Source organism: Streptomyces sp. H51, from assembly GCF_035656535.1.
GTDB lineage: Bacteria > Actinomycetota > Actinomycetes > Streptomycetales > Streptomycetaceae > Streptomyces.
Genome location: NZ_JAYMHD010000043.1, coordinates 21,680 through 35,416 on the forward strand (window position 1 = coordinate 21,680; position 13,737 = coordinate 35,416).

The following is a 13,737-nucleotide window of genomic DNA, read 5'->3' on the forward strand; positions in this document are numbered from 1 at the left end:
GAACGCCATGACTGCGCCCACGAACACTCCCCACAGCCACGCCCCCGGCACGACGCTCCACTCCCCCGTCATCGCCTGGTTCGACGAGCACGCCCGCGACCTGCCGTGGCGTCGCCCGGAGGCCGGTGCCTGGGGCGTGATGGTCAGCGAGTTCATGCTGCAGCAGACGCCGGTGAGCCGTGTCCTGCCCGTCTACGAGCAGTGGCTGGCCCGCTGGCCCCGCCCCGCCGACCTCGCCGCGGAAGCCCCTGGCGAGGCCGTCCGCGCCTGGGGTCGGCTCGGCTACCCGCGCCGCGCCCTGCGCCTGCACGGCGCCGCGGTCGCCATAGCGGAACGGCACGGCGGCGACGTGCCGACCGACCACGCCCAGCTGCTCGCCCTTCCCGGCATCGGCGAGTACACGGCCGCGGCCGTCGCCTCCTTCGCCTACGGCCAGCGGCACGCCGTCCTCGACACCAACGTCCGCCGGGTCTTCGCGCGTGCGGTCACCGGCGTGCAGTACCCGCCGAACGCCACCACCGCCGCCGAACGCAGGCTTGCGCGCGCCCTGTTGCCCGAGGACGAGCGCACCGCCGCCCGCTGGGCGGCGGCCTCCATGGAGCTGGGCGCGCTCATCTGCACGGCCAGGAACGAGAGCTGCCACCGCTGCCCGATCGCCGCGCAGTGCGCCTGGCGGCTGGCGGGCAAGCCCGAGCACGACGGCCCGCCGCGCCGCGGGCAGACGTACGCGGGTACGGACCGCCAGGTCCGCGGCAAGCTGCTGGCCGTGCTGCGCGAGGCGCACGCGCCCGTCCCGCAGACGGTGCTCGACCGTGTGTGGCACGAGCCGGTGCAGCGCGCACGGGCGCTGGACGGTCTCGTCGCGGACGGTCTCGTGGAACCGCTGCCCGGCGGTCTGTACCGGCTGCCCCTCTCCTGACCGGGCGCCACATCACACCGAACCGGGGCAATTCGGTACGCCCGCTTACCCCTTTCCTACTTCCGTTACACAACCGACGGACAGCTGATCGACAGTCGCGCGCTGCCTCGGACAGCGCCGTGACAACGCCTCCGTAGTTTCAACGGCGTACCGCGCGCAGCGGTGCACACAGGGGAGCCGGCGGCGGGCGGGCCGGGAGCGGGGAATCGGAGGCGGTTGATCATGGCGCAGGGCGAGGTGCTCGAGTTCGAGGAGTACGTCCGCACCCGGCAGGACGCGCTGCTGCGCAGCGCCCGCCGTCTGGTCCCGGACCCGGTGGACGCGCAGGACCTCCTCCAGACCGCGCTGGTGCGCACCTACGGCCGCTGGGAGGGCATCGCGGACAAGCGGCTGGCGGACGCCTACCTGCGCCGCGTCATGATCAACACGCGGACCGAGTGGTGGCGGGCGCGCAAGCTGGAGGAGGTGCCGACCGAGCAGCTGCCGGACGCCTCCGTCGACGACTCCACCGAGCAGCACGCGGACCGGGCCCTGCTGATGGACGTCATGAAGGTGCTCGCTCCCAAGCAGCGCAGTGTGGTCGTGCTGCGACACTGGGAACAGATGTCCACGGAGGAGACGGCCGCCGCCCTCGGCATGTCGGCCGGAACGGTCAAGAGCACGCTGCACCGGGCGCTCGCCCGGCTCCGCGAGGAGCTGGAGAGGCGGGATCTGGACGCGCGGGCCCTGGAGCGTGAGGAGCAGGAGCGTTGCGCGGTCTGACCGGCGCGGAGCCCACCGGCCGGTGGGCCGTGCAGGCGGCGTTCACGGCGGTGGCCGTGTTCGCCGCCCTCGCGCTTTTCGCCTCCGGCTGCGCCACCGGGGGCACCGGCGCCCGTGACGAGGGCCCGGCCCACGCCGACTCGGTGGCGCCCGCCACCAAGTCGGTCGCCCCCCGCACCGTCGGGGCCTCCGGGCGCGTGGACGGGGTCGAGCTGGTGAAGGACGACCCACGGATCTCGGCGGAGGTCAGGCGCGAGCTGAAGCCGTGCGTCGGCGACGAGTACCCGGTCGACGTGTCGTACGGCGACCTGACCGGAGGTTCCGCGGCGGACGTCGTGGTGAACGTGCTGACCTGCGGCGACGCGGTCGGAGTCGGCTCGTACGTGTACCGCGAGGAACACGGGCGGTACGAGAACGTGTTCAAGGCCGAGGAACCGCCGGTCTACGCGGAGATCGACCGCGGCGATCTGGTGGTGACCAAGCAGGTCTACGAGAAGGGCGATCCGGTGTCGAGCCCGTCGGGCGAGAACGTGATCACCTACCGCTGGATCTCGGGCCGCTTCGCCGAGCGGTACCGCACGCACAACGACTACGGCAGCGCCGTCGGGGACGGCCCCTCGTCGACGCCGTGAACCGCTCGGACCCCCCACGACGATGTACCGGTCAACGCGCGGCACAATCACCGCGTCTCCTCAACAGAGACCCACGACACCGAGAACTGAGAGCGGGATGGCAGACCAGACCCACGTCCTGTTCGTCGAGGACGACGACGTCATCCGCGAGGCCACCCAGCTCGCCCTGGAACGGGACGGCTTCGCGGTCACCGCGATGCCCGACGGGCTGTCGGGGCTGGAGGCGTTCCGCGCCGACCGCCCCGACATCGCGCTTCTCGACGTCATGGTGCCCGGCCTCGACGGGGTGAGCCTGTGCCGCCGGATCCGGGACGAGTCGACGGTCCCCGTGATCATGCTGTCGGCGCGGGCGGACTCGATCGATGTCGTGCTGGGTCTGGAGGCGGGTGCCGACGACTACGTGACCAAGCCGTTCGACGGAGCCGTGCTGGTCGCGCGGATCCGGGCCGTGCTGCGCCGCTTCGGCCACGCCGGCGGCGGCGACAAGGCCGGCGACGGGATGACCGGCGGGGTGCTGACCTTCGGCGACCTGGAGGTCGACACCGAGGGGATGGAGGTGCGCCGGGCCGGGCAGCCGGTGGCGCTCACGCCGACCGAGATGCGGCTGCTGCTGGAGTTCTCCTCCGCGCCGGGCACGGTCCTTTCGCGCGACAAACTGCTGGAGCGGGTGTGGGACTACGGCTGGGGCGGGGACACCCGCGTGGTCGACGTGCACGTGCAGCGGCTGCGCACGAAGATCGGCCAGGACCGGATCGAGACGGTCCGCGGCTTCGGCTACAAGTTGAAGGCGTGAACGGGGACTCCGGGGACGTGCGCGGCATCCTCCGGCGCCTCGGTGCGGGCGCCGGCATCCGGACCGGCCTGCGGTGGAAGCTCAGTGCGGCCATCGCCCTGGTCGGCGCGCTGGTGGCGATCGCGCTGAGCCTGGTCGTGCACAACGCGGCCCGGGTGTCGATGCTGGACAACGCGCGCGACCTCGCCGACGAGCGCGTCCAGATCGCCCAGCGCAACTACGAGCTGTCCAATCGGCCCAACTTCCCCAACGTCAAGATCGACGACCCGGAGCTGCCGCCGGCGCTGCGCGAGCGGGTCGAGCAGGGCCGGCGGGCGACCTACGTCAGCGAGCGGCCCAGGCGCGTGCCGGACATCTGGGCGGCCGTTCCGGTCAAGGACGGGCACGTGCTGTCGCTGCACACCGGGTTCACCGACCGCAGCATCGACATCCTCAACGACCTCGACCAGGCTCTGGTGATCGGTTCCATCGCCGTCGTCCTGGGCGGCAGCGCGCTCGGCGTGCTGATCGGGGGGCAGCTCTCGCGCCGGCTGCGCAAGGCGGCGGCCGCGGCGAACGAGGTCGCCAGGGGTGAGCCGGACGTCCGGGTGCGGGACGCGATCGGCGGAGTCGTACGCGACGAGACCGACGATCTGGCGAGCGCGGTGGACGCCATGGCGGACGCGCTGCAGCAGCGGCTGGAGGCCGAACGCCGGGTCACCGCCGACATCGCGCACGAGCTGCGCACCCCGGTCACCGGGCTGCTGACGGCGGCCGAGCTGCTGCCTCCCGGCCGGCCGACCGAGCTGGTCCTGGACCGGGCGAAGGCCATGCGCACCCTGGTCGAGGACGTGCTGGAGGTGGCCCGCCTCGACGGCGCCTCCGAGCGGGCCGAGCTGCAGGACATCATGCTGGGCGACTTCGTCGCGCGGCGGGTGGCGGCCAAGGACCCGGACATCGAGGTGCGGGTGGTGCACGAGTCGGAGGTGACGACCGACCCGCGGCGCCTGGAGCGGGTGCTGTTCAACCTGCTCGCCAACGCCGCCCGGCACGGCAGGCCGCCCATCGAGGTCACCGTCGAGGGCCGGGTCATCCGGGTGCGCGACCACGGGCCCGGTTTCCCCGCCGACCTGCTCGCCGAGGGGCCGAGCCGCTTCCGCACCGGCAGCAGGGACCGGTCCGGCCAGGGGCACGGGCTGGGCCTGACGATCGCGGCGGGGCAGGCGCGGGTGCTGGGCGCCCGGCTGACGTTCCGCAACGTACGGCCGGCCGGGGCGCCGGACCACGTGCCGGCCGAGGGCGCGGTGGCGGTGCTGTGGCTGCCGGAACACGCGCCGACGGACACCGGCAGCCACCCGGTGCTGCCGTAGATCACCCCTGCCGGGCGGAGCCCTCACACCTCCGCCAGCAGCAGCTCCTCCCCCCTCGACGGCCGTACGCCGTCCGTCCGGCCCGCGAAATAGCGTTCCGTGAGTTCCGCCGCCGGCACGTGCCGGGTGCCGCGGAAACCGGCCTCCGCGGCGAGCGCCCGGATCTCCGGCGGCCCGAAGAAGCTGAGGAACGGCGTGCCGGAGGCACGGGCGCCCTTCATCGCCTCCCGCAACTGGGGGCGTTCCTCCGGCTCGACGTCGTCCGGCGGCCGCAGGAAGGTCGTGACGAGCGTCGAGCCTGCGGCGAGCGTGGCCACGCGCCGGAAGGTGTCCGCGACCGCGTCCCGGGTGAGGTACATGGTGACGCCCGTGGAGGCCACCACGGCGGGGCGGCCGGGGTCGAGTCCGGCCGCGAGCAGCCGCCCCCACCAGTCGCCCTCGAAGTCGACCGGCACGAACCGCAGCCCCTCGGGGACGCCGAGGCCGAGTTCCGCGAGGCGGCGCCGTTTCCAGGTCTGCGGGCCCGGCCGGTCGACCTCGAACACCCGCAGCCGGGCGGCGAGGTCCGGCCGCCGCTGGGCGAAGGTGTCCAGACCGGCGCCCAGGACGACGTACTGGTCCACGCCCTGCCCGGCCCGTTCCTCGACCAGGTCCTCCGCGAAGCGGGCCCGCGCCACGATGGACGCCCGGACCCGGCGCGTGGCCCGTTCGTCCATGTCGGGCCGGTCCCGCCAGTCGTCGCCGGCGTCCGCGAGACGCAGGCCGAGTTCGTCCCGCAGCACGTGCGGCGGCGGGTCGGCGCGGACGTGCAGGGCCCGCCAGAGGGCGACCCGCACCGCCGTGTGGTCGGGTGCCGCGGTCTCCGGCCCGGCGGTCCCGTCCGTCACGCCCAGTCCTTGGAGAGGTCGAGGTCGCCCTCGCGGGGCTGGGTGAAGGAGAACCAGTTGCCGGAGTCGTCGCGGAGCACCGCCTCCGTGCCGTACGGGCGCTCCTGCGGTTCGTGCAGGAACTCCACGCCCCGGTCCTTGAGCTTCCGGTAGTCGCCGTGGACGTCGTCCGTCGTCAGGACGCCCCCGCTGAGGACGCCCTTGGCGAGCAGCTTCCTGACCATCTCCGCGGACTCGGGATCCATGGCGGGCGGGCCCGGCACCATCAGCGTCAGCTCGAGACCGGGCTGGTCCTCGGCGCCCACGGTCAGCCAGCGCACGCCGCCCACGCCCATGGTGAGGTCCGCGCGGACCTGGAGGCCCAGCTGCTCGGTGTAGAACTTCTTGGCGCGGTCCTGGTCGAGTACCCAGACCGTGGAGATGGTGAGTCCCTTGATCATCGCGTCGCTCCTGTCGGCGGTGGTGCCTGCCCGGCCACCGTAGGCAGCGGCGCCGTCAGATCGCTTCTCCGGAATTGCGGTGCGCGGTGCCGGGCCCGCGCCGGAAGCCGCCCGCCCAGAGCATGGCGTAGCACCCCGGTATCAGGGCGGCCCCGCGTCCCCCCTGTCTCGTCCGGTACTCGCTGGGGGTCAGCCCGGTCCACGCCTTGAACCGGGTGGAGAACGTGCCCACGCTGCTGAAGCCGACCAGGTGGCAGATCTCGGTCACCGACAGGCCGGCCGTGCGCAGCAGGTCCTCGGCGCGCTCCATGCGGCGGTGCGTCAGGTACTGGCCCGGCGTCTCGCCGTACGCCTCCTTGAAGGCCCGTACGAAGTGGTAGCGCGAATATCCGGCGTGCGCGGCGACCGCGTCCAGGTCCAGCGCGGAGTCGGACCAGTCACGGTCCATGGCGTCCTTCGCCAGCCGCAACTGCCGCAACTTGTCCATGGGGCCGATGGTGACACGCGGGACTGACACCGGGCCCTTGGCACGGGGCCCGGCACGGGGCCGGCACGGGGCCCGGCACAGGGCTGGCACGGGGCCCGGCACGGGGCTGGCCACGCGGCTGGCCACGCGGCTGGCACGGGGCCGCGGCATGGGACCTGTCGGCGGCCTGCCGCACCGGCCGAGCAGGGCGAGGACGGCCGAAGACCCCCGGGGCGGACACGCGCCGGGGGTCTTCAGGTCTGGATCAGTGGGCCTGGATCAATGGAGCTGGATCAGCGGGTCTGATCAGCCGGTCCGGTTCGGCCGGTCCGGTTCGGCCGGTCCGGTTCGGCCGGTCCGGTTCGGCGCGGGCTCACACGGCCTCGGCCAGCGGTGCCACCGCCTCCGTGCCGTCGGCCGGGCTCTCGTCCGCCTTCGGTCCGGCTCCCTTCAGCGGGACCTCCTTCACGAACAGGGCGGCCACCAGCACCACCACGGCGATCGCGGAGCCCAGCAGGAACGCCGAGTGCGTGCCGGCGGACACCGCGTGCTGGTACGCCTCGCGGGCCGCCACCGGCAGCTTGGCCAGGCTCGCCGCGTCGAGCTGCGCGGACTGCTCGGTGATCTTCGATCCCAGCGCCCCGGCCCGCTCGGACATGACGTCCTGCACCCGGTTGTTGAACAGGGCGCCCATGATGGCGACACCGAAGGAGGAACCGAGCGTACGGAACAGGGTGGTCGAGGAGGACGCGACGCCCATGTCCCTCATCTGCACGCTGTTCTGCGCGACCAGCATGGTGATCTGCATCAGACAGCCCATGCCCAGGCCCAGCACGGCCATGTACACGCCGGAGGTGAGGCGCGAGGTCCCGGTGTCCATCAGCGACAGCAGGTACAGCCCGGTGATCATCAGCACGCCGCCGGCGATCGGGAAGACCTTGTAGCGGCCGCTGTTGGTGGTGACCCGCCCGGCGACCATCGACGTCACCAGCATCGCGCCGAGCATCGGCAGGAGCAGCAGCCCGGAGTTGGTCGCGGACGCGCCCTGCACCGACTGCTGGTACAGCGGCAGGAAGAGGGTCGCACCGAACATCACGAAGCCGGTGATGAAGCCGATGACGGACATCAGCGTGAAGTTGAGGCTGCGGAAGATGTGCAGCGGCACGACCGGCTCCGCGGCCTTGGTCTGCCAGAACACGAACCCGACGAGCGCGGCGACGCCGATCCCGATCAGCTCCATGATCCGCGCCGAGCTCCAGGCGTACTCCGTGCCGCCCCAGGTGGTGACGAGGACGATGGAGGTGATGCCGACGGTCAGCAGGACGACGCCGAGGTAGTCGATGCCCGCCTTCGACCGCTTCCTGGGCAGGTGCAGCACGGCGCTGATCAGGCCGAGGGCCACCACGCCGAGCGGCAGGTTGATGTAGAACGCCCAGCGCCAGCCCCAGTTGTCGGTGATGGTGCCGCCGACCAGCGGTCCGGCGATCATCGCGATCGCCATGATGCCGGCCATCATGCCCTGGTACTTGCCGCGCTCCCGCGGCGGGATCAGGTCGCCGATGATCGCCATGACGCCGACCATCAGACCGCCGGCGCCCAGGCCCTGGACCGCCCGGAAGCCGATCAGCTCGCCCATGTTCTGGGCCATGCCGCTGAGCGCGGACCCGATCAGGAAGATCACGATCGAGGTCATGAAGGTGGCCTTGCGGCCGTACATGTCACCGAGCTTGCCCCAGACCGGGGTGGCCGCCGCGGTCGCGAGGGTGTAAGCCGTCACCACCCACGACAGGTGCGCCAGTCCGCCGAGCTCACCCACGATCGTCGGCATCGCGGTGCCCACGATCATGTTGTCGAGCATCGCGAGCATCATCGTGATCATCAGCGCGAAGAGGACGACCCGGACGCTCCTGGGTTTCTCCCCCGCCCCCGGGTCGGCCGTGTCGGCCTGCCGCGTGTCCGCCATCTTTCCCACTCCCCCAGAGCAACCGCTACTTACTTGCCGCCCGGCAAGTTGACTACACTGGTGAAGGTAGACCCGCAACTAGCCGGGCGTCAAGTAAGTATTCATCGGGGGACGAGGATGGGCGACACGATGGACGGCACCAAGCGGCAGCGCCGCGGCAACACCCGCCAGCGCATCCAGGACGTGGCGCTCGAACTCTTCGCCGAACAGGGCTACGAGAAGACCTCGCTGCGCGAGATCGCCGAGCGCCTGGACGTCACCAAGGCGGCGCTGTACTACCACTTCAAGACGAAGGAAGAGATCCTCGTCAGCATCTTCGAGGACCTCTCCCGGCCGATCGAGGACCTGATCGAGTGGGGCCGGCAGCAGCCCCGGACGCTGGCCACCAAGCAGGAGCTGGTCCGCCGTTACAGCGAGGCGCTGGCCGAGGCGTCCCCGCTCTTCCGCTTCATGCAGGAGAACCAGGCGACGGTGAAGGAGCTGCGCATCGGCGAGATGTTCCGCAGCCGCATGCTCGGCATGCGCGACATCCTCATGGACCCCGACGCGGAGCTGATCGACCAGGTCCGGTGCGTCAGCGCGATGTTCACACTGCACGCCGGGATGTTCGTGCTCAACGACATCGAGGCCGACCCCGAGGAGAAGCGCCGGGCGGTGCTGGAGGTCGCCACGGACCTGGTCACGCGGGCACACGAGGGGACACACCCGTCGTAGGCCCGCCCGCCGCGGGCCCGCCCGGCGCCCCGGACGGCCCGAAACGGTCCAGGACGATCCTGGACGGGCCGGGGCCGGTCCTGGACGGCCCTGGACGGTTTCAGACGGTCACACCGTTGGCGCGCAGGAAGGCGACCGGATCGACGGCCGACCCGTAGTTCGGGGTCGTACGGATCTCGAAGTGCAGGTGCGGGCCGCTGGAGTTGCCGGTGTTGCCTGAGCGCGCGATGTGCTGGCCGGTGGCGACGACCTGGCCGACCCGCACATCTATCCGGGACAGGTGCGCGTACTGCGAGTACGTGCCGTTGCCGTGCCGGATGACGATGGCGTTGCCGTACGCGGGCCCGTCACCGGCGCCGTTCCCGCCGGCCTTCACCACGGTGCCCCCGTGCGCGGCGACGACGTCCGTGCCGCTGGGCACGGCGAAGTCCTGCCCGCTGTGGGTGGACTGCCACATGCTGCCGGCCTGATTGAAGCTCGCGGACAGCCTGTAGCTCTTCACGGGGTGGACCCAGGACGCGGCCTTCTTGGCGGCGGCCTGGGCCGCGACGGCGCTTGCCGCGCCGGGAGCGGTGCCGGCGTCGGCGGCGACCGCGACCCCGGCCCCCAGCACGACCGACGCTCCGAGGCCGGCGGCCAGGACGGCCGCACGGGTGCGCAGCAGGGACGTACGGGCGGAACGGGACGAGACGGGCGAAGACATGGGACCCCTCGGGGACGGCGGCAGGAAAAGGCCACCCGGCGCACGAGCGGCCGCCGGATGGGCGATTCATTGGTAACCCCCGGATCCGCGGAGCCCAAAAAACGCGATCTACGACGATCGCTAGTACTTCACCTCAAATGCTTTTCCTTCTTGACAGAACGACCATGAGAGATGAATCGCCCCATAAAGCGACAACCCACACCCACCCCTTGAGGGAAATGCCCTTTTTGCCCATCAGGTCGGACCCACTAACCACCCTAGTAACGGGCAAATCGCCTGTGCGGCATGTCACCGGCGCACGACCTCCGGCGCCCCTGTGAGGTGACCGGCGCCACCCACCCCGGAGAACCGGGCCGAGCCGCGCTCGACGCTCCATCCGGCGCACACCTCTTCCCACTTACCGCTCAGTAACCTTACGGTTCCCCTCACGCCATCCGCGCCGACGAGCATGCACCCGACAACAGCAGCGTCACGGACGTGAGAGGAACCCCCACCCATGACAGGACGACGCCCCCCGGCCCGCCGCGCCACCGTCACCACGGTCGCCGCGGCCGCCCTGGTGGCCCTGGCCGCCCCCGCCGACGCCGCGACGGCCACGAGCAGCGCGACCGCCGCCGGGGACGTCGACCACGCGACCTGGCAGCAGGACTGCCAGGCGGTGATGGACCAGGCCCTGTCGTACCTCGAGGCCCGCATCGGCGCCGCGAAGCCGGGCGAGAAGCAGGCGATCGTGTTCGACGTCGACAACACGACCCTGGAGACCGACTTCGGCTTCAGCTACCCACAGCCGGCCAACAAGCCGGTCCTGGACGTCGCGAAGTACGCCCAGGAGCACGGCGTCTCGCTGTTCTTCGTCACGGCCCGCCCCGGCATCGTCTACCTGCCCACCGAGTACAACCTCGAGCACGACGGCTACGAGGTCTCCGGCCTCTACGTCCGCGGCCTGCTCGACCTCTTCAAGGACGTCGCCGTCTACAAGACCGCCCAGCGCGTCGCCATCGAGAACAAGGGCTACACGATCATCGCGAACATCGGCAACAGCGCCACCGACCTGTCGGGCGGCCATGCCGAGAAGACGTACAAGCTGCCGGACTACGACGGGCAGCTGTCGTAGCCGGACGGCTGACGTAGCCGGACGGCGGCATGCGAGAGGGGCCGGTGCCCGAAGGCACCGGCCCCTCTCACGTGCCGTGAGGCTTACGCCTCCTTGCTCAGGTTCGGTCCGGGACCGCCGGCCGCCTGCTCGATCGGCGGGACGTCGGGCAGCGCCGACTTCTCCTCACCCCGGAAGGTGAAGGTCTTGGCGTCGCCCTCGCCCTCGGTGTCCACGACCACGATGTGACCGGGACGCAGCTCGCCGAAGAGGATCTTCTCCGACAGCGAGTCCTCGATCTCGCGCTGGATGGTCCGGCGCAGCGGCCGGGCGCCCAGCACGGGGTCGTAGCCCTTCTTGGACAGCAGTTCCTTGGCGGACTGGGAGAGCTCGATGCCCATGTCCCGGTCCCGCAGGCGCTCGTCCACCTTGCCGATCATCAGGTCGACGATCCGCAGGATGTCGGCCTGGGTCAGCTGCGGGAAGACGACCACGTCGTCGACGCGGTTGAGGAACTCGGGGCGGAAGTGCTGCTTGAGCTCGTCCGACACCTTGTTCTTCATGCGCTCGTAGTTGGTCTTCGTGTCGCCCGAGGCCGCGAAGCCCAGGTTGAAGCCCTTGGAGATGTCCCGGGTGCCGAGGTTGGTCGTCATGATGATGACCGTGTTCTTGAAGTCCACGACCCGGCCCTGGGAGTCGGTCAGGCGACCGTCCTCCAGGATCTGCAGCAGCGAGTTGAAGATGTCCGGGTGGGCCTTCTCGACCTCGTCGAAGAGGACGACGGAGAACGGCTTGCGGCGGACCTTCTCGGTCAGCTGGCCGCCCTCTTCGTAGCCCACGTAGCCGGGGGGCGAACCGAACAGCCGGGAGACCGTGTGCTTCTCGCTGAACTCCGACATGTCGAGGGAGATCAGCGCGTCCTCGTCGCCGAAGAGGAACTCCGCGAGCGCCTTGGACAGCTCGGTCTTACCGACACCGGACGGACCGGCGAAGATGAACGAACCACCCGGACGCTTCGGGTCCTTCAGACCGGCGCGCGTGCGGCGGATCGCCTTCGACAGCGCCTTGACGGCGTCGTCCTGGCCGATGACCCGCTTGTGGAGCTCGTCCTCCATGCGGAGCAGGCGGCTGGACTCCTCCTCGGTCAGCTTGAAGACCGGGATGCCGGTGGCCGTGGCGAGGACCTCGGCGATCAGCTCGCCGTCGACCTCGGCGACGACGTCCATGTCGCCGGCCTTCCACTCCTTCTCCCGCTTGGCCTTGGCGGCCAGCAGCTGCTTCTCCTTGTCGCGGAGCGAAGCGGCCTTCTCGAAGTCCTGCGAGTCGATCGCGGACTCCTTGTCGCGGCGGACACCGGCGATCTTCTCGTCGAACTCGCGCAGGTCCGGCGGCGCGGTCATCCGGCGGATGCGCATCCGCGAGCCGGCCTCGTCGATCAGGTCGATCGCCTTGTCCGGCAGGAAGCGGTCCGAGATGTACCGGTCGGCCAGGGTGGCGGCCTGCACCAGCGCCTCGTCGGTGATGGAGACGCGGTGGTGGGCCTCGTACCGGTCGCGCAGACCCTTGAGGATCTCGATCGTGTGCGGCAGGGACGGCTCGGCGACCTGGATGGGCTGGAAGCGGCGCTCGAGGGCCGCGTCCTTCTCCAGGTGCTTGCGGTACTCGTCCAGGGTGGTGGCGCCGATGGTCTGCAGCTCACCGCGGGCCAGCATCGGCTTCAGGATCGAAGCCGCGTCGATGGCGCCCTCGGCGGCACCCGCGCCGACGAGCGTGTGCAGCTCGTCGATGAACAGGATGATGTCGCCGCGGGTGCGGATCTCCTTCAGCACCTTCTTCAGGCGCTCCTCGAAGTCACCGCGGTAGCGGGAGCCGGCGACCAGCGCGCCGAGGTCCAGGGTGTAGAGGTGCTTGTCCTTGAGGGTCTCGGGCACCTCGCCCTTGACGATGGCCTGGGCGAGGCCCTCGACGACGGCGGTCTTGCCGACGCCGGGCTCACCGATCAGCACCGGGTTGTTCTTGGTACGGCGGGACAGCACCTGCATGACCCGCTCGATCTCCTTCTCGCGCCCGATGACCGGGTCGAGCTTGGACTCACGAGCGGCCTGGGTGAGGTTCCGGCCGAACTGGTCGAGGACCAGGGACGTCGAGGGGGTGCCCTCGGCAGGACCGCCGGCGGTGGCCGTCTCCTTGCCCTGGTAACCGGACAGCAGCTGGATCACCTGCTGCCGCACGCGGTTGAGGTCTGCGCCCAGCTTGACCAGGACCTGGGCGGCGACGCCCTCGCCCTCGCGGATCAGGCCGAGCAGGATGTGCTCCGTGCCGATGTAGTTGTGGCCCAGCTGAAGGGCCTCGCGGAGCGACAGCTCCAGGACCTTCTTGGCACGGGGGGTGAAGGGGATGTGCCCGGACGGGGCCTGCTGGCCCTGGCCGATGATCTCCTCCACCTGCTGGCGGACCGCCTCGAGCGAAATCCCGAGGCTCTCAAGGGCCTTGGCGGCGACACCCTCACCCTCGTGGATCAGGCCCAGGAGGATGTGCTCGGTGCCGATGTAGTTGTGGTTGAGCATCCGGGCTTCTTCCTGAGCCAGGACGACAACCCGCCGCGCGCGGTCGGTGAACCTCTCGAACATCGTTAATCGCTCCTCAGAGCGGTCAGGCAGTGGGGGGAACTTCCCCTCTCTGTCCTTCCGCAGCTTAGTCCCGCAAGCGGGGACCGCTCATTCCAACTGCCGACACCGGCCCGAGAACCAACACTGCCTCCTGACCCCGAACGCCGACATCTCTTCCAACCCGATGGTGCGAGACGATGTTCCCGCAGGCCAGGCACTTACCTCCATCACCAGTACGCCGATGGCGAACGTGAGACGCCTTGTCCTGCGTGTCGCCCCCTCCCACTAGGGATGTCTTACCCGCAGGGGCGGACAGTCCATGCCGCGCGCACCGGTTCCCTCCGCTATGGGCGAACAACCTTGCGCCTCCCCACACGCCCCGCGCGCCCCCGTGCGGCACTCTGCGA

Annotated in this window: 13 protein-coding genes; 7 read left to right on the forward strand and 6 right to left on the reverse strand. The window is 70.8% G+C overall.

The features are described from left to right. Nucleotides 1–7: 7 nt before the first annotated feature. The 5 genes from VKA29_RS12630 to cseC all read left to right on the forward strand — a co-directional run bounded on the left by VKA29_RS12630 (nt 8) and on the right by cseC (nt 4,455). Nucleotides 8–919, forward strand: a complete 912-nt coding sequence (locus VKA29_RS12630) for an A/G-specific adenine glycosylase (protein ID WP_324785533.1) — start codon at nt 8–10, stop codon at nt 917–919. A 222-nt stretch (nt 920–1,141) separates the two neighbouring features. Then, a complete protein-coding gene (locus tag VKA29_RS12635; RefSeq protein ID WP_324785534.1) occupies nt 1,142–1,681 on the forward strand; it encodes a SigE family RNA polymerase sigma factor in 540 nt (179 codons plus the stop codon). Continuing rightward, the gene (locus VKA29_RS12640) at nt 1,669–2,313 is read left to right on the forward strand and encodes a hypothetical protein (protein ID WP_324785535.1); all 645 of its coding nucleotides are present in this window, start codon (nt 1,669–1,671) and stop codon (nt 2,311–2,313) included. Before VKA29_RS12635 ends, VKA29_RS12640 begins: the two co-directional genes overlap by 13 nt. Nucleotides 2,314–2,410: 97 nt before the next feature. Continuing rightward, on the forward strand, nt 2,411–3,106 hold the full coding sequence (gene cseB, locus VKA29_RS12645; RefSeq protein WP_324785536.1) for a two-component system response regulator CseB: 696 nt from the start codon (nt 2,411–2,413) through the stop codon (nt 3,104–3,106). Nucleotides 3,107–3,123: 17 nt separating this feature from the next. Next, the gene (gene cseC / locus VKA29_RS12650) at nt 3,124–4,455 is read left to right on the forward strand and encodes a two-component system sensor histidine kinase CseC (protein WP_324785580.1); all 1,332 of its coding nucleotides are present in this window, start codon (nt 3,124–3,126) and stop codon (nt 4,453–4,455) included. A 23-nt stretch (nt 4,456–4,478) separates the two neighbouring features. Here cseC and VKA29_RS12655 read toward each other — a convergent pair whose 3' ends face one another. The 4 genes from VKA29_RS12655 to VKA29_RS12670 all read right to left on the reverse strand — a co-directional run bounded on the left by VKA29_RS12655 (nt 4,479) and on the right by VKA29_RS12670 (nt 8,211). Then, on the reverse strand, nt 4,479–5,342 hold the full coding sequence (locus tag VKA29_RS12655; RefSeq protein ID WP_324785537.1) for a class I SAM-dependent methyltransferase: 864 nt from the start codon (nt 5,340–5,342) through the stop codon (nt 4,479–4,481). Then, the gene (locus VKA29_RS12660) at nt 5,339–5,782 is read right to left on the reverse strand and encodes a VOC family protein (RefSeq protein ID WP_324785538.1); all 444 of its coding nucleotides are present in this window, start codon (nt 5,780–5,782) and stop codon (nt 5,339–5,341) included. The genes VKA29_RS12655 and VKA29_RS12660 overlap by 4 nt, the downstream gene beginning before the upstream one ends. A gap of 55 nt (nt 5,783–5,837) precedes the next feature. Next, a complete protein-coding gene (locus VKA29_RS12665) occupies nt 5,838–6,269 on the reverse strand; it encodes a helix-turn-helix transcriptional regulator (protein WP_324785539.1) in 432 nt (143 codons plus the stop codon). Nucleotides 6,270–6,621: 352 nt separating this feature from the next. Then, nucleotides 6,622–8,211 carry an MDR family MFS transporter gene (locus VKA29_RS12670; protein WP_324785540.1) on the reverse strand — a complete coding sequence of 530 codons (1,590 nt, stop codon included), beginning with the start codon at nt 8,209–8,211 and terminating at the stop codon, nt 6,622–6,624. A 117-nt stretch (nt 8,212–8,328) separates the two neighbouring features. Here VKA29_RS12670 and VKA29_RS12675 point away from each other — a divergent pair, with 117 nt between their 5' ends. Continuing rightward, nucleotides 8,329–8,925 (forward strand): helix-turn-helix domain-containing protein, encoded by a 597-nt coding sequence (locus tag VKA29_RS12675; protein ID WP_324785541.1) that lies wholly within the window; start codon nt 8,329–8,331, stop codon nt 8,923–8,925. A gap of 100 nt (nt 8,926–9,025) precedes the next feature. Here the strand turns inward: VKA29_RS12675 and VKA29_RS12680 are convergent, their stop codons facing one another. After that, nucleotides 9,026–9,628 (reverse strand): M23 family metallopeptidase, encoded by a 603-nt coding sequence (locus tag VKA29_RS12680; protein ID WP_324785542.1) that lies wholly within the window; start codon nt 9,626–9,628, stop codon nt 9,026–9,028. A 496-nt stretch (nt 9,629–10,124) separates the two neighbouring features. On the opposite strand from VKA29_RS12680, the gene VKA29_RS12685 reads away from it, so the two are divergent. Beyond that, nucleotides 10,125–10,742, forward strand: a complete 618-nt coding sequence (locus VKA29_RS12685; RefSeq protein WP_324785543.1) for an HAD family acid phosphatase — start codon at nt 10,125–10,127, stop codon at nt 10,740–10,742. An 83-nt stretch (nt 10,743–10,825) separates the two neighbouring features. Here VKA29_RS12685 and VKA29_RS12690 read toward each other — a convergent pair whose 3' ends face one another. After that, complete coding sequence (locus VKA29_RS12690; protein ID WP_324785544.1) at nt 10,826–13,351, reverse strand: ATP-dependent Clp protease ATP-binding subunit; 2,526 nt, start codon at nt 13,349–13,351, stop codon at nt 10,826–10,828. Nucleotides 13,352–13,737 lie beyond the last annotated feature (386 nt).